General features: G+C 41.3%; 12 protein-coding genes. 5 read left to right on the top strand and 7 right to left on the bottom strand.

Features of this window, described 5'->3' with window-relative positions:
- Positions 1-235: 235 nt before the first annotated feature.
- Positions 236-2,023, top strand: a complete 1,788-nt coding sequence (locus tag FR932_RS04570; RefSeq protein ID WP_019442882.1) for a GMC oxidoreductase — start codon at positions 236-238, stop codon at positions 2,021-2,023.
- A 103-nt stretch (positions 2,024-2,126) separates the two neighbouring features.
- Here the strand turns inward: FR932_RS04570 and FR932_RS04565 are convergent, their stop codons facing one another.
- Positions 2,127-2,399: a GIY-YIG nuclease family protein gene (locus FR932_RS04565; RefSeq protein WP_019442883.1), complete on the bottom strand. Its 273-nt coding sequence runs from the start codon at positions 2,397-2,399 to the stop codon at positions 2,127-2,129.
- A gap of 130 nt (positions 2,400-2,529) precedes the next feature.
- Here FR932_RS04565 and dacB point away from each other — a divergent pair, with 130 nt between their 5' ends.
- Entirely contained in the window at positions 2,530-3,969 is a 1,440-nt protein-coding gene (gene dacB / locus FR932_RS04560) for a D-alanyl-D-alanine carboxypeptidase/D-alanyl-D-alanine endopeptidase (protein WP_244963933.1), read from the top strand.
- A 183-nt stretch (positions 3,970-4,152) separates the two neighbouring features.
- On the opposite strand, the gene FR932_RS04555 is transcribed toward dacB, so the two are convergent.
- The 5 genes from FR932_RS04555 to FR932_RS04535 form a co-directional block, all read right to left on the bottom strand.
- Positions 4,153-5,454 carry an inosine/guanosine kinase gene (locus FR932_RS04555; RefSeq protein WP_019442885.1) on the bottom strand — a complete coding sequence of 434 codons (1,302 nt, stop codon included), beginning with the start codon at positions 5,452-5,454 and terminating at the stop codon, positions 4,153-4,155.
- Between the two features lie 143 nt (positions 5,455-5,597).
- Positions 5,598-5,933, bottom strand: coding sequence for a hypothetical protein (locus FR932_RS04550; protein WP_019442886.1), 336 nt, complete (start codon positions 5,931-5,933; stop codon positions 5,598-5,600).
- Between the two features lie 103 nt (positions 5,934-6,036).
- The gene (locus FR932_RS04545) at positions 6,037-7,197 is read right to left on the bottom strand and encodes a fatty acid desaturase (protein WP_019442887.1); all 1,161 of its coding nucleotides are present in this window, start codon (positions 7,195-7,197) and stop codon (positions 6,037-6,039) included.
- Positions 7,198-7,453: 256 nt separating this feature from the next.
- The gene (gene tdh / locus FR932_RS04540) at positions 7,454-8,479 is read right to left on the bottom strand and encodes an L-threonine 3-dehydrogenase (RefSeq protein ID WP_151676826.1); all 1,026 of its coding nucleotides are present in this window, start codon (positions 8,477-8,479) and stop codon (positions 7,454-7,456) included.
- Between the two features lie 94 nt (positions 8,480-8,573).
- Positions 8,574-9,764, bottom strand: a complete 1,191-nt coding sequence (locus tag FR932_RS04535; RefSeq protein ID WP_151676825.1) for a glycine C-acetyltransferase — start codon at positions 9,762-9,764, stop codon at positions 8,574-8,576.
- Positions 9,765-9,938: 174 nt separating this feature from the next.
- Between FR932_RS04535 and FR932_RS04530 the strand changes: the two genes are divergently transcribed.
- A complete protein-coding gene (locus FR932_RS04530) occupies positions 9,939-10,850 on the top strand; it encodes a LysR family transcriptional regulator (RefSeq protein WP_019439235.1) in 912 nt (303 codons plus the stop codon).
- Positions 10,851-10,913: 63 nt separating this feature from the next.
- On the opposite strand, the gene FR932_RS04525 is transcribed toward FR932_RS04530, so the two are convergent.
- Positions 10,914-12,455, bottom strand: coding sequence for a sodium:solute symporter family transporter (locus FR932_RS04525; protein ID WP_026031997.1), 1,542 nt, complete (start codon positions 12,453-12,455; stop codon positions 10,914-10,916).
- Positions 12,456-12,745: 290 nt separating this feature from the next.
- Between FR932_RS04525 and FR932_RS04520 the strand changes: the two genes are divergently transcribed.
- Both FR932_RS04520 and FR932_RS04515 read left to right on the top strand, forming a co-directional pair.
- Complete coding sequence (locus FR932_RS04520; RefSeq protein WP_019439237.1) at positions 12,746-14,041, top strand: MFS transporter; 1,296 nt, start codon at positions 12,746-12,748, stop codon at positions 14,039-14,041.
- 100 nt (positions 14,042-14,141) lie between these two features.
- On the top strand, positions 14,142-15,158 hold the full coding sequence (locus tag FR932_RS04515; RefSeq protein ID WP_019439238.1) for an ester cyclase: 1,017 nt from the start codon (positions 14,142-14,144) through the stop codon (positions 15,156-15,158).
- Positions 15,159-15,183: the final 25 nt, after the last annotated feature.

Below are 15,183 nucleotides of genomic sequence, written 5' to 3'. Positions count from 1 at the left end.
AGTAATTTTACGAGTATTCTTTAAGTAAAGGTTAATACAATATTAACAAATCATTAAATCAGCCTCTGTCGGCTACCTAGAGTATGGTACATACAGCGGAGGCAGCATTTTGATAACATATTTAAGTCATTAGCATTAATTAACCTAATGAATACATCACAGATACTCTAAAATAAATATAGTGCTTGAAGCACAATCTTGATGTGAAATTAACGAATAGGCAGCAGGGGTATACATGTCGAGTACTAACTTTGATTTTGACCAGATTATTATCGGCTCTGGTTTTGGTGGTTCAGCCAGCGCATTGCGTTTAACAGAAAAAGGATTTCGAGTATTAGTATTAGAGCGTGGAAAGCGGATTGAAACGAAGGAGTTTTCACGCACCAGTTGGAATTTAAAGCGTTTTATGTGGTTACCTCAACTGGGTTTAACAGGGCCATTTACCTTCACCGTGACACGTAAAATCAGCCTAGTTCACGGCAGTGCTGTGGGTGGTGGTTCGCTCGTTTACGGTAATACCCACCTTATCCCAGAAGCGAATATATTTGCCGACCCATCATGGACAGGGATGCATGACGACTGGCATGCACGCCTATCGCCTTATTACGCATTAGCACAACGCATGATTGGCGTACAAAAAAATCGTTACTTTGGTCCTGCAGATCTGATCTTAAAAGACGTCGCCACCGATATGGGACGTGAAGATACATTTAAAACAGTATACAGCGGCCTACTCTACCCAAAAGGTGAAGACCAAGTATCACAAAATATCGATGTAAATCGCTTAGGTGAAGACCGTGGCGACCCTTACTTTAATGGCGATGGCCCACAGCGTAATAGCTGTACTTATTGTGGCAACTGTATGTCCGGTTGCCGCCATAATGCCAAGAATAGTTTGGACAAAAACTACCTGTATTTTGCAGAGCGTAATGGCGCAGAGATCCGTCCCGAATCAAACGTAACCAAGATTGAACCAATTGCTGATGAAAACGGCGTTAAAGATGGTAGCGCGGGTTATATACTCCATATTACCGAAGGTCTTGGGCTCTTTAATAAGAAAAAATACACGCTAACGACGCGTGGTGTCGTGGTTTCAGGTGGTGTATTTGGCACAATGCCATTGCTACTGAGAATGCGTGATGTCGAAAAAACCTTACCAAACCTCAGTCCTAATCTTGGTCAGAATGTACTCACAAATTCAGAAACACTGTTAACAGTTTCCCATAATCGTTTAACCCAACAAGAACAAAAAGAAGAAGTGTGGAACGGTACAGCGATCACCTCAATTTTTTCACCTGATGATGAGACCAAAGTTGAAATTGTGCGTTACGCCAAAGGCAGTGATGCAGCATTTACCGGTGGCATGTCGGTGCCACTAACATCAAAGCAATCCGGGATCCCCCGCTCAGTGACTATGCTAGCTAACATGGCCAAGCAACCCATTAAAACCCTAAAGATGCTGAACCCGGTTGGTAAAGCTAAAGACACCATTATTTTGTTAGTCATGCAAACGGCACAAAATAATATCCACATAGAGAGTAAACGTTCTTGGCATTCCCCGTTCAAACCAACTTGGATACCAGTACAACATAAAGGTGACGAAAAACTTAGAAACTACTTCCCAATCGCACAGAAGGTCGCAGAACATTATGTGAAGCACTCGGGTGGTGATGCTGGTAATTTGGCTTTAGAAGTCATCGCAGGCACGCCGATCACCGCACATATGATGGGCGGAGCAAGAATGGGGAAGGATCCGGAGACAGCCGTGCTCGATGATAGTGGTCAGGCTTACGGTTATAAAAATTTACGCGTTCTGGATGGTTCCATTATTGCGGGTAATTTAGGCGTGAATCCATCGTTGACAATCCTAGCGTTAACTGAGCATGCAATGGCACAGATCCCAGTATTTGATGCCGATAAAGCAGCGAAGATTAAACCGGTGAATTTCTCAGCTCCGCTTGATGGTAACCCTTCAGCACTGCAAACGGCGGGCGTACCAGAAATTTTAGCTAAAGCAGTTTAATAACATCTCTAATAACATCTCTAATAACAGTGACTCAAGACAGTGAGTCGCTGTTATTGTTCTAACTATAACTACATAACTACATAACTACATAACTACATAACTACAGGCTAAGACTCGCTGAATTAACTAAAGCGAGTTTTTGTTTACGGGGTAACTGCTTAATCGCGTACTCACGCTTACTTGCTGTACTTCTATCGGGCTGAGTTTCTGTATAGGCGATACGTATTGGTTTAGCACGACGAAAGAATTTAGCGCCCGTGCCATTGCAATGCTGTTTGTAGCGTCTTGCCATATCCGTTGTAATGCCACAATATAACCCCGCATCCGTTTCAATCAGATACACAACCCATAAACTCGATTCCGTTTTAGTCACAACATCACCTTTGTATTACTATTACAATTGTTATTCACATATTTGAGTGTTATTTAATGATTCGCATTCTATTAGACCACAATGTCCGCTAGAATAATCATCCACACCGCTTTGAATATTAAAAAATAATATGTTACGAATTTACCTTTATAGCCTTACTCTCTACTTTTTTAGCATGACAGTTCATGCCGATGAGCTGGCGTCTTTGCAATCGCTTTTACCTTCAGGCACCAACGTCGCTTATATGATCGGGCAGCCTTTTAGTGCCACCGAAGAAATAACCAACGACATCATCAGTCAACAGAATACCGAGTTATTGCTCACGCCTGCTTCAACCCAAAAATTACTGACCGCGTTAACAGCGAAAATTTATCTCACCGATAAGTATACCTTTAATACCAGTTTGCACGGCAATATCAAGCAACAAAGTATCAGCGACACTGAATTCAATTTCACTGGCGACCCAACTTTTACCAGAGACGACCTACGCGGCATGCTTAAGCAGCTTAAAGCCAAAGGGATCACGCGTATTAATGGCGATATCAGCCTTAATCAAAGCCGCTTTAATGGTTACAATTGGGGCAACGGCCAAGTCTGGAACGACCAAGCCGTTTGTTATGCGACGCAAGCATCAGCCTTAGTCATCAATGGTAACTGTGTATTGGGTAATCTAAAGCGGTCAGCGGATCTTGAAAAAGCCACTATCTACATTCCTGATTACGAACCGTTAAGCTTGACCAGCCAAGTCGATATCATGACCAAAGAGCAGCAACAAGCGCAATTCTGTGATTTAGAGGTAACTCGTCATCCAGATAATAATTACACCTTGTTCGGCTGCATAACCCCTTCTAAGCGTAATTTACCTTTGTCTTTTGCCATATCAGAGCCTACGACTTATTTTTCCGCCGTGCTTAAAGCGGAGTTAAGCCACGCCAAGATTAAATTTACTGGTGACATTGTTGAAAACCAGAAAACAGTAAAATCAGCTATAGTGCTTAATCACAAGTCTGTGCCACTGGCCGCGATTATTACGGAAATGATGAAAGAATCGGATAACTTAATCGCCGATATTTTATTTAAAACGATAGGTGCGGAGTATTTTCAGCAAGCTGGCAATTACCGTAACGGTGCTAAAGCCATGCTTGAGATCCTTGCAGATAAAGGGATATCCCTAAACTCTAGCCTCATCGCTGATGGCTCTGGTTTATCACGCCATAACTTGATCTCTGCTGAAACGATGTTTAGTGTACTTACGTATACCATCAAACATGATGACGCATTACAGCTATTAGCCGCGATGCCAATTGCTGGTGTGGATGGTACCTTACAATATCGCCGCGGGTTACTGACTAAACAACTAACAGGTAATATCGTGGCAAAAACAGGGTCCCTAAAAGGTTTATCCAACTTAGTCGGCATTGTAAAAACCCAGAAAAATCACAGGGTGCCATTTGTACTCATGGTCAGTGGTTATAACCCGCTACCAAACGATGCAGATCAACCGAGAAAAGCTTCAGCGTTAACACAATATTCAGCCGCATTTTTTAATATGCTCGTCACCGAATACTAGCCTCACTTAACTTAGATTAGTGAAGCGAGGCTCGACACTCAATACGTACTTTGTTCGAGTGAATGATGGGCATAAAAAATGGCGAGTAACTAAACTAATTACCTGTTTAGTTACTCGCCATTTTTAGTCTTTATAAGCTTGAATAGCGATAGCTAGATTAGCTGGCGCTATTGACTAGGTCTATTAACTAGACCAGTAGCCTTCATCTAATGAATCTTCGCGTTCAGGTAAGCCTTTAAGCAAGCGTGGCGAATGCTGTGCTAACACTTCATAACTTACACGATTTGCGTATTTACAAAGCTGTGAAAGTGATGAATAAGCCAAGCAACTTGCAGAGTGTTTATCTGAGTTTGGCACGATATCACGATGGTAAGAGTTCGCTAACATATCATGCAAGATCGCAGATAAAGCACCATCACCAGCACCATTGGTATTCTTAATTTCAACAGGCCCGCCTAAATACGGTGCAATGTGTGAATACATTTTTAGTGGTTCAGTTGTATCAGCTAAACGCATTGGACGGCTATATTCATAACGGTTAAATTCAGCGATAGCACCAGGTAATAATTGACCACTTGTTTCACGCTTGTTTGCTTCATCTGTATAACCAGCCATATACAGGCCTTCTGCACCAGCGGTACATAGAACAAGATCACACCATTCTAATGCCGCATCAGCAGCAAGCAAAGGATCAGTAAAGCCAGTTAAAGCCTCACCCTCATCTTCATTCATTGCAATAACAGTCACGTATTCGTGAATGAAATCCTGCCACCACTTCTCATTACCTTCAATGATGAAACGTGTACCTAAAGTAAGAATAATTGGGATATTAAGCAGTTTAGCTTGATCGACCATGTGCATAGCCGCTTCTTTAATTGGATCATCATCTGCACAACGTAATAAATAAGCAGAGATAAGTAACCCAGAGCTTTTTTGTAACTGATCAACCGGTAAATGCTCTTTGGTTAACTTATTCATTAAGCCAGCATTGATACCGAAGCTACGATCACCGTCCGCAGAGATGAAAGTAAAACAGCGGCCAATTGGACCTTTAACAGGCTGCAGGTAGTTAAGGTTTACTTTACTGCTGGTATTACATAAATATTGATACGCATAGCTGCCAATTTTAATCTGATCACACATAGTACCAAAAAGTAGTGATTGTGATTCAGATAGAATGGCATAGTTATGTAAAGTGTTCGCGACGGTACCGCCAGCAAATTCACTTACAATAAGATCTCTCTGTTTTAACTCTGTATAGATTTGCTCGGCGATGTCATCACTGATCATCAGTGATTCACCTTTTCTTAAACCAAAGCGAGTTAAAAAAGCATCTTCGACATGTGCTTCAATATCAACGAGGGTCTGATCAATACCACATAATACAGGCTGAGCTACATTTGCAATGTTTGCTGGTTTGACAAATGGATTACCTGTATTGACAGGGAAATAATGCTTAGACTTACGTTGACCGGGAAATTTCATATTTGAACCAGCATGAGAAAATAAAGGGGGCTGATTTTACCAGTCTAATTCTGAAATACCAGCAAAACCAAATTAATGATCCAATTATTAACCACATTTTAGTCGAACGGATAGATTTAATCGAAATAAATGGCAAAATCAGCTTAAGCCTGTCGGATCCTCACGACAAAATCACCGCCCATTTTATTTAAATCATGGCCACGAATAACAAAACTATTGCTCACGAGATCAAATCTACACTCATGCCAAGCGCAGGTGAAATTGAGCATGTAATCAATCTGATTTAGATCTTCATTCGGATCGAGGCGAATAGTGCCTTCACAATAACCAGCAAGCACAAAACTAACAAGCGTCTCGACATGACACTGATGTAATGGACTGGCATATTCAACGTGGGCGAAAAAAGTAGCGTTACCGAAGTCATTGGTGGGTAAATCATGGGCAAGTAAATACTTGCGCATATCTTTATGCGTTATCAAAATATCCTCCCTAATTATCTTATGCCATCCATGGCATTAAAGAGACTGTATTAAGGGTACAGTCTCTTATTATTGCGATTACTTATTACGACTTATTACTCATTTACGAGTGAGCAAAACTAAGCTGCATGTTATTCCATACTTTGCGTTGCTCGTGGAACGCTTCTCTAAGCTGGTTTAGCTGTAATTTAGTATCACGAATTTGTTGCTCAAATTGAATTTTATCTAATTTTTCATTCAAAGATTTTTTCTTCGATTCAAATAAGACGACTTTTGCTTTATAAAAAGCGTTAAGTTTCTCACATAACACATCGTATTCTTGATTCAGGCGTAAAATAACCTCTTCAGAATTTGGCAAGTGCTGCACTTTTTCGTGACGACGTTTTAGCTCCATTTTCAGTTTAGCTTGTTCTATACGTGCTTCAGGTACAGTACGTAAATCACTCGCCAAATTACACCAAGCTAACACGTTGATTAACCATTTCGTCGGATCGTATTGATACCATTTAATACCATTTCGGTAATCGGTTTCAAAAATATGATGGTAGTTATGGTAACCTTCGCCATGGGTAAAGATAGCTAATAAGGCATTATCACGCGCGGTATTACGATCTGTATAAGGCTGTGTGCCCCACATATGCGCCCATGAATTGATGAAGAATGTAAAGTGATGGCTTAATACCAGACGTAAAACACCTAGTAATAGCATACTCGCCCACACGTCTCCGTATAACAGGCCCACTAAAATAGGTACACCCACATTCATTGCAAACGCCAGTACGTTATAGTATTTGTGCTGCCATACTGCGATAGCATCTTTTTGTAAGTCTCGAACATTGGTGTAATCGGTATAAATCATCGCATTATATTCGCGTAGCATCCAACCTATGTGCGAGAACCAAAAACCATGGCTTGCTGAGTACGGGTCTTTATCATCATGATCGACATGCTTGTGATGACGACGGTGATCAGAACTCCAGTGAATCGCACTATTTTGTAATGCAAATGCACCACCGAGTGCAAATATAAGACGGACTGACCAATGCGCCTTATAAGTACGGTGTGACCAGAGTCTGTGGTAACCACCTGTAATAGATAAACCACATACAAATATACCAACAATCATAGCGACAACTTCGAAAGTTTCAAAGCCATATGTAAAGCCATACCAAGGTACTAAAGTTATAGCAGCAAGGAAGGTTGAAGCAAAAACGAATACGTTTAACCAAATTAGCGGTGGTTTTTTCATAATATGATCTTTCATAATACTATCTCTAAAGCCTGATGAAGTAGTTTCATTTATTAATAGCGCACAAGTGTAAGCTGAGTTGTTAATGAATGCAATCCAATGTTACGTGATTAGCGACTAAATCGACTATTTTATTTGCTTAAATTAGATATACGACACGGATCACATTTTAATTTAATGATGTCGATGGCTTGAAAGACGAGCATAAAAAAATCCAAGTGCTTTAGACACTTGGATTTTTGGTAACCGAGAATAGTCAATCTATCTGTTATTATTCCCAATCAAGGATAACTTTACCTGACATACCTGAACGCATAATATCAAAACCTTCTTGGAATTGATCAATTGGGAAGTGGTGTGTAATGATTGGCGTTAGGTCTAAACCTGACTGGATTAATGCAGCCATTTTATACCAAGTTTCAAACATTTCACGACCATAGATACCTTTAATAACTAAACCTTTAAAGATAACATTGCCCCAATCGATATTCATTGTGCTTGGTGGAATACCTAGCATAGCCACTTTACCGCCATGGTTCATCTTGTCTAGCATATCGCTGAATGCTGATGGAACGCCTGACATTTCAAGACCAACATCGAAGCCTTCAGTCATTTTAAGCTCGTCCATTACATCTTGAAGTGACTCAGTCGCTACGTTTACAGCGCGAGTAACACCCATTTCACGTGCTAGATCTAAGCGGTATTCGTTCACATCGGTGATCACAACATTACGTGCGCCAACGTGCTTACATACTGCAGCAGCCATGATGCCAATTGGACCAGCACCAGTAATTAATACATCTTCACCAACAACGTCAAATGATAATGCGGTGTGTACTGCGTTACCAAACGGGTCAAAGATTGCAGCCATGTCATCAGAAACATCATCTGGTAGTTTGAATGCGTTAAATGCAGGAATAACTAATAGTTCAGCGAATGCACCTTCACGGTTAACACCAACACCTGTGGTGTTACGACATAAATGTGTACGGCCTGCACGGCAGTTACGACAGTGACCACAAGTAATGTGACCTTCGCCAGAAACACGATCGCCGATGCTGAAACCACGCACTTCTTGGCCAATGCCAACAACTTCGCCCACGTATTCATGACCAACAACCATAGGTACTGGGATCGTCTTTTGTGACCATTCATCCCAGTTGTAGATATGGATATCTGTACCACAAATTGCCGTTTTACGAATTTTGATTAACAGGTCATTGTGTCCAAGCGTTGGCTCTTCAACATCTGTCATCCAAATACCTTGTTCAGGTTTTAATTTTGCTAGTGCTTTCATTTTTTTAATCCACTTTTATCGATAATATTAAGCTTCGTCACTCAGACTCTAATTCATAGATAAGAACGGCTTCGAAGCTTAATTAATTGTTTCTTTAGATAATGCCTAAGTCTTTACCGATACGGGTAAATGCGGCAATCGCAATATCAATTTGTTCTACGCTGTGCGCAGCTGACATTTGCGTACGAATACGGGCTTTACCATGTGGTACCACAGGGAAAGAGAAACCAATGACGTAGATGCCTTCAGCAAGTAAACGCTCAGACATTTCAGCGGCAAGTGCAGCATCGCCGATCATAACTGGTACGATCGCGTGATCTGCACCAGCAAGTGTAAAGCCAGCTGCGCTCATTTCATTACGGAAATGTTCTGCATTTGCTTTCACTTTTGCACGTAGGTCATGACCTGCTTCCATCATTTCGATGACACGAATAGATGCTGCAACGATTGCAGGTGCAACGGAATTAGAGAATAAGTACGGGCGTGAACGCTGACGTAACCAATCAACGACTTCTTTTTTAGCTGAAGTGTAACCGCCTGATGCGCCACCAAGTGCTTTACCTAATGTCCCCGTAATAATGTCAACACGGTCCATAACGCCACAATGTTCAGGCGTACCACGACCGCCTTCACCAACAAAACCCACAGCGTGAGAATCATCAACCATGACTAATGCGTTGTATTTGTCAGCAAGATCACAAACACCTTCAAGGTTCGCGATCACGCCGTCCATTGAGAATACACCGTCAGTGGCGATTAGCTTGTGACGTACGCCAGCAGCGTCTGCAGCAATCAGTTGTTCTTCTAATGATGCCATGTTGTTATTTTTATAACGGAAACGTTTGGCTTTACATAAACGTACACCATCAATAATAGATGCATGGTTAAGTTCGTCTGAGATGATTGCATCTTCAGCGCCTAACAATGTTTCGAACAAACCTGTGTTTGCATCAAAACAAGAGGTATACAAAATAGTATCTTCCATACCAAGGAAAGTACTGATTTTGCTTTCTAATTCTTTATGCTTGTCTTGCGTACCACAAATAAAGCGTACTGACGCCATACCAAAGCCGTGGCTATCTAAACCAGACTGTGCCGCAGCAATAAGATCAGCGTGATTAGCTAAACCTAAGTAGTTATTCGCACAAAAGTTAACAACTTCATTACCCGCCACTTGAATGTTGGCGTTTTGGGCAGAAGTGATCACGCGTTCGTTTTTATAAAGGCCATCAGCTTTAGTTTGCTCTAGCTGTTCACTGATCTGATTGTAGAATGTAGAAGTCATGCAAATATTCCTTTTTAACTTTATTTGAAGCAACTTGTAATTAGCAACTTATGATTAAGAAAAGCCGCACAAGCTATGAAATAATTTATACTATAAAACTATTCTAATTGATCTCATATAAGACTATTATCCCTGTGAATGGAAAAACATTAGTGAAACACAGGCACAAATAGAATGATGATATCGCAAAAATTAATCGCCTTATTACCCGACTTGGCGAGTTTTACTTTAGTTGTTCAAGAAGGCAGTTTTACCGCGGCGGCAAAGAAAATAAATGTCACACCTTCAGCATTGAGCAAAACAATTACCCGACTTGAGCACGCTTTATCGATTAAACTATTTGAGCGCACCACTAGAAAGCTGATCATTACCGAGGCGGGACAGAAGATTTACGATCAGTGTGTGCCTATGGTGAATGCGGCAAAGCAAGCGGTAGAAATATCCAGTGACGAACATACTCAAGCCGCAGGTTCAATAACAGTTGCGGCACCGGAGGCATTTTTGAATGTGGTACTACAGCCTTTTGTGATTCCGTTTTTAAAGCAATATCCGCAGATCCAACTTAAATTACGGGCGATTGATGGGCCAATCGATATCTTTGCACACGGTATCGATATCGCCTTTTTGCTAACGGATAAGCCAGATGAAAATTTGGTGTTAAAAGAGATAGGTAAAACCTGCTTAGTGCTATGTGCAAGTCCAGATTATCTAAAAGAAAAAGGCACCCCCTCTCACCCCGAACAATTAGCACAACACGATTGCCTGTATTTAGCAGAGAATGAAACCGACCACATCTGGGGTTTAATCAAAGGTGATGAATCCCATACCATTACCGTCTCAGGTCGTTACGCGGTCAACCATTCTCAGATGCGTTTAAACGGTGTCATTAATGGCTTAGGTATCGGTATTTTCCCCGATTTCGTCGTGCAGGAAGCAATTCGCAAAGGCGATGTAACCGAGGTTCTCTGCGGTTGGACGGTTAAAAGCAATTATCAGGGGATCATTGCGCTGCAGTATGCCCAAACCAAATATATGCCCACAAAGCTTAAAGTATTTATCGATTATGCTATGCAGCATTTGCGTTAACACCATTAGGCGTTTTCTATATGCCATAGTCATTTGTGCATGTCATAGATATTTTTGTTCATCCTATGAAAGTACAGCAAAGAGCCAATCGGGTATAAACAGACAGGCAACGATAGTCATTGCGCCAAACACAAATAGGCCGTAATGACTCGCTTTAGGTTTAGAAACAAGTGCGGTTTGATTTTTAATGAAATGTTGTTGCTCGATAGAATTACAGCCATAGAAGCGACTCGTCAACACACCAAAGAATAAGAATACCAAGGTGCCAATCGGGGCAAACCATGGCCACGATATATCGGCATAGCGTGCCATGAACACTGCCACGATACTAAGAATACTACCGACGATGACCCCTTTTTCATTGGCCTTGTGAAAGAACAGCCCGAGTACAAATGATCCCAATCGAATACCAACAAAAATAGACGTCAAACTTGCAATTGTTTTCAGCACCGATTCATTCGATATGGCGAGTAATGCCGGGACAACAACTGCTGCAGCGGCTACCAGACTCATCTTTCTTGCCACAGAATCATAATGACGCTGTGAACCATTTTTACACACAAAGCGTTTATAAATATCAAAGGTAGCAACAGTTGCCATTGAATTATAAGTTGAATCTAATGTCGACATTGCTGCCGCTGCTAATGCCGAAATCACCAGCCCAATCACAATTGGATTGGTGTGATTAAAAACAAAATCAAGAATGACTTCATTACTATTATCAAAATGTTGGTTTTGATAATAAATACTCAGCAACACACCTAACACAGAGAAAAATAGATATATAAAGAAAGCACTATAGCCACACAGCAACATAGACTTTTGCGCATGTTCAACGTTTTTCGTTGCTAACGTTCTTTGTATTATTAACTGGTTAGTACCATAGACGCTCAGGTGTAAGAAACTCACGGCAACAACGCCAGCCCATAGCGTAGTATCCACTCCAAGATCAAAGCTGGTATTGATAATAGTCAGATTATTTGGCGACAAGAACTCCTTGGAATTTATATCTATGAGCAGTATACAAAAAATCGCAACACTGCCGATCACCAGCACAATAGATTGCAGCATATCGGTCCATATCACCGTCGATATACCGCCAATACACGTATATAGCGCTGTAAATAAGCTGATATAAATAATGGCTTCAGAGATCGATATCGGTATCACTTGCACAAGTATAAGTGCGACCGCATATAAGATGACGCCTGCAGAGATACACTGAACAACAAGAAATACGAGCGAATTGATGGTTCGAGCATAGATCCCAAAACGCAGTTCAAGGTATTCATATATTGAGGTTAATTTAAGCTTATAAAAGACCGGAACAAAGAAAGTAACGGTAAAGAATATGACGATGGGATAGTTTAAATGGACACTCATCGCTTCCATGCCCGAATTGTACACCCAACCTGGCATACCAATAAACGTCATTGCACTAATATAAGTGGCCAAAATGGAAACGCCGGCTGTGAACCAACCAAATTGCTGCCCCCCTGTAGCGAAATCATCACCTTTATTATAACGAAAGTTAACTAAGTAACTTATTAATAAGGTAATAATAATATAACACACCACTACAGCAAGACTTGAGTACGTAACCATTTGTATATTACTAGTAACATCGCTAATAAATAGTAACAACATCTTATCAAAAAATGAGTTTTACGGAAATTTACACCGAGTAACTGCGATATTCATCACTAAAACAAGTCATAAATGACTAATAAAGTGCAAATGGGTACGTAATCATTTTAGTTTTGAAGTTGATCACAGTTCTTTTTTTCCTAAAAATCTATCATTCACCCGAATTCGAACGAAGTGGATGTTAAAACGGATAATCAACTTCCTTCCTAAATATAATTAACTATCCCTATTAAAGAGGTCTATCGGTCATGATTGAACGGAAACATATGAGCGAAGTGCCAATGATTCAGCGTATTGCTGCGTACATTGCCATTTTGGTGGGTTACTTTTTTTATTGTTATAACTTTGTAATTATTGATTACGTCCGCCCATATCTTGTTGAAGAATATGACAGTATTAGCTTAGCGGATACGGCTCAATTCTATACTTGGCAATCGGTTGGTGCGCTTATAGGGGCATTAAGTTGTGCATGGGTTGCATCTAACTTTGGTAAAAAGTCGACCTTGGTTGTCATTACCGCCCTAAATGGTGGCGCGACCATTATTAATATGATGTTTACCGATTACGCGACGTGGGCATTAATGCGTTTTATTATCGGTATTTCACTTGGGGGTTACTTTACCGTCGCTGTATCAATGATGATTGGCCTATTTACCCCCAGTGTTCGTGGTAAATTAACGGCTTTTGCATCAAGTATGTTCTCTGTTGCCTTAATGGCTATGGGTGCCTACGCAGCATTTATCACCAGCATTGACGCACCTTGGCAGAGCCTAATGTGGGTTGGTGGTATTCCACCGTTAGTTGCAGCCGCACTGATGATTTTCCTTTTACCAAACGACAAAAAAGTGATCGCATATGGTGAAGAAGAAGCCGCTGAACAAGAAAATGCTGGAGCAGAAAAGAAAAAAGGTTCTTGGGGCGAAATGCTCAGTGCACCTTACCGCAAGCTAACGCTCTCATGTCTATTACTTGCTGGCCTTAACTTCTATGGTTACCAATTCTTTAGTGGGTTCGTGACAACCTATCTAAGGCAGGTTCGAGAGTTCGATGGGGCTACCATCGGTATCATTTTCTCTATATCTGCATTCGGTTCATTATTCGGAGCTTGGGTATGGGGCGCTATTGCGGATAAATACGGCCGTAAAGTTAACGCGCTAGGGTTTATCATCGCCGGTGTCATGGCTTCAGTATTCTTTGTTGCACCAAGCGACGTCATGATTGGTAGCCTAAATATGCTCGCGATACTTGGCCTTATATACAACTTTGGCTTATCTGCGTCGGCAGTATGGGGTGGTTATTTCTCTGAATTATTCCCTCCACATCTACGTAACTTTGGCGCGGCTTTATTCCACGGTGGTCGTATCATCGGCATGTGGGCGCCAATGGTATTGGTTTACATCCAAGAACGTTCAGATCTAGAGACGGCAATGTGGGGCTCTCCAATCATCTGGATCATTGCTGGTCTACTGTGGTTCTCTCTGCCTGAAACATTGAAAGGCGGTATTTTCTACAAAGAAAAATCACTGAAACAAGCTAACGCATAGTAACAACCTTTATTTAAACGGCAGGCGCCTCGCCTGTCGATAATATGATTTATTTTTTCTAGCCCGTTAGAAACAGGCTCGTCAGCAAAAGAGAGATAAAATGTCTAAATATCAAGAAGCAAAAAAAATAGTTCGTGATTATTTCGATGCAATGGAAAAAGCAACGCACGAAAATGTAGCAGAAGTACTAAAATCGCATACTTCAGAAGACTACCTATGGCGAAGTGTGTACCCATTCCGTGAACAGCAAGGCGCACAAGCAGCAGCTGACATATTCTGGTCACCAATGATGAAATCGATGACCCGTATGCAACGTCGTCAAGATATCTTCATCGCCGGTGAAAATGAAGTCGCTGCAGGTGAAACATGGGTGATGAGTATGGGGCATTTCATGGGGCTATTCGATGCTGAATTCCTTGGTATGCGCCCAACAGGCAAAATTATGAATGTTCGCTACGCTGAATTTAGTTGCGTAGAAAATGGCAAAATCACCAAGACTGGTTTGTTCTTAGACCTTCTCGGCATGATGGATCAAGCTGGTTGTTACCCACTACCACCGTCAACGGGCAAGCACTTTGTATACCCTGGCCCACGTAATCACGACGGTTTATTATTCGAAGATGCAGATCCAGCCGAAGGTATTGCAACCCTAGCGCTGGTAAACAAAATGGTTGATGATCTATCAGCGCTTAACGATAGCGGTGCAATGGGCTGCCCACCTGAAGTACTTGCGAAAAGCTGGTCTAAAGACATGGTATGGTATGGACCTTGTGGTATCGGCGCATCGTATACGATCCCTCGTTACCAACAACAGCACCAACTGCCGTTCCGTAACAATTTAAAAGACAAAAAATTCAATGGCCACGTTTGTCGTTTTGCTGAAGGCAGCTTCTCTTGTTTCTTCGGTTGGCCAAACCTTTCAAATACGCCAACAGGTGGTTTTTTAGGTATGCCAGGCGGCGAAGTGAGAGCAAACATGCAAGTTGTTGATGTTTATTATCGCGACGGGGACAAATTGTCTGAAAACTGGGTGTTGATTGATCTACCTTATTGGTTACAACAGCAAGGCTTAGATGTATTTGAACGTACTCAAAAAATAACAAACCCTACTCTCTAATATTAATAAGCCTGGGCAAATTAGC

It is taken from the genome of Moritella marina ATCC 15381 (assembly GCF_008931805.1).
Taxonomy (GTDB): Bacteria; Pseudomonadota; Gammaproteobacteria; order Enterobacterales; family Moritellaceae; genus Moritella; species Moritella marina.
The sequence above is the reverse complement of the archived record's forward strand: the minus strand, read 5'-3'. Positions and strand labels throughout refer to the sequence as shown.

Coding starts and splice junctions, on each gene's coding strand:
- FR932_RS04570 (WP_019442882.1), top strand. CDS start 236: ATGTCGAGTACTAACTTTGATTTTGACCAGATTATTATCGGCTCTGGT.
- dacB (WP_244963933.1), top strand. CDS start 2,530: ATGTTACGAATTTACCTTTATAGCCTTACTCTCTACTTTTTTAGCATG.
- FR932_RS04555 (WP_019442885.1), bottom strand. CDS start 5,454: ATGAAATTTCCCGGTCAACGTAAGTCTAAGCATTATTTCCCTGTCAAT.
- FR932_RS04545 (WP_019442887.1), bottom strand. CDS start 7,197: ATGAAAGATCATATTATGAAAAAACCACCGCTAATTTGGTTAAACGTA.
- tdh (WP_151676826.1), bottom strand. CDS start 8,479: ATGAAAGCACTAGCAAAATTAAAACCTGAACAAGGTATTTGGATGACA.
- FR932_RS04535 (WP_151676825.1), bottom strand. CDS start 9,764: ATGACTTCTACATTCTACAATCAGATCAGTGAACAGCTAGAGCAAACT.
- FR932_RS04530 (WP_019439235.1), top strand. CDS start 9,939: ATGATGATATCGCAAAAATTAATCGCCTTATTACCCGACTTGGCGAGT.
- FR932_RS04525 (WP_026031997.1), bottom strand. CDS start 12,455: ATGGTTACGTACTCAAGTCTTGCTGTAGTGGTGTGTTATATTATTATT.
- FR932_RS04520 (WP_019439237.1), top strand. CDS start 12,746: ATGATTGAACGGAAACATATGAGCGAAGTGCCAATGATTCAGCGTATT.
- FR932_RS04515 (WP_019439238.1), top strand. CDS start 14,142: ATGTCTAAATATCAAGAAGCAAAAAAAATAGTTCGTGATTATTTCGAT.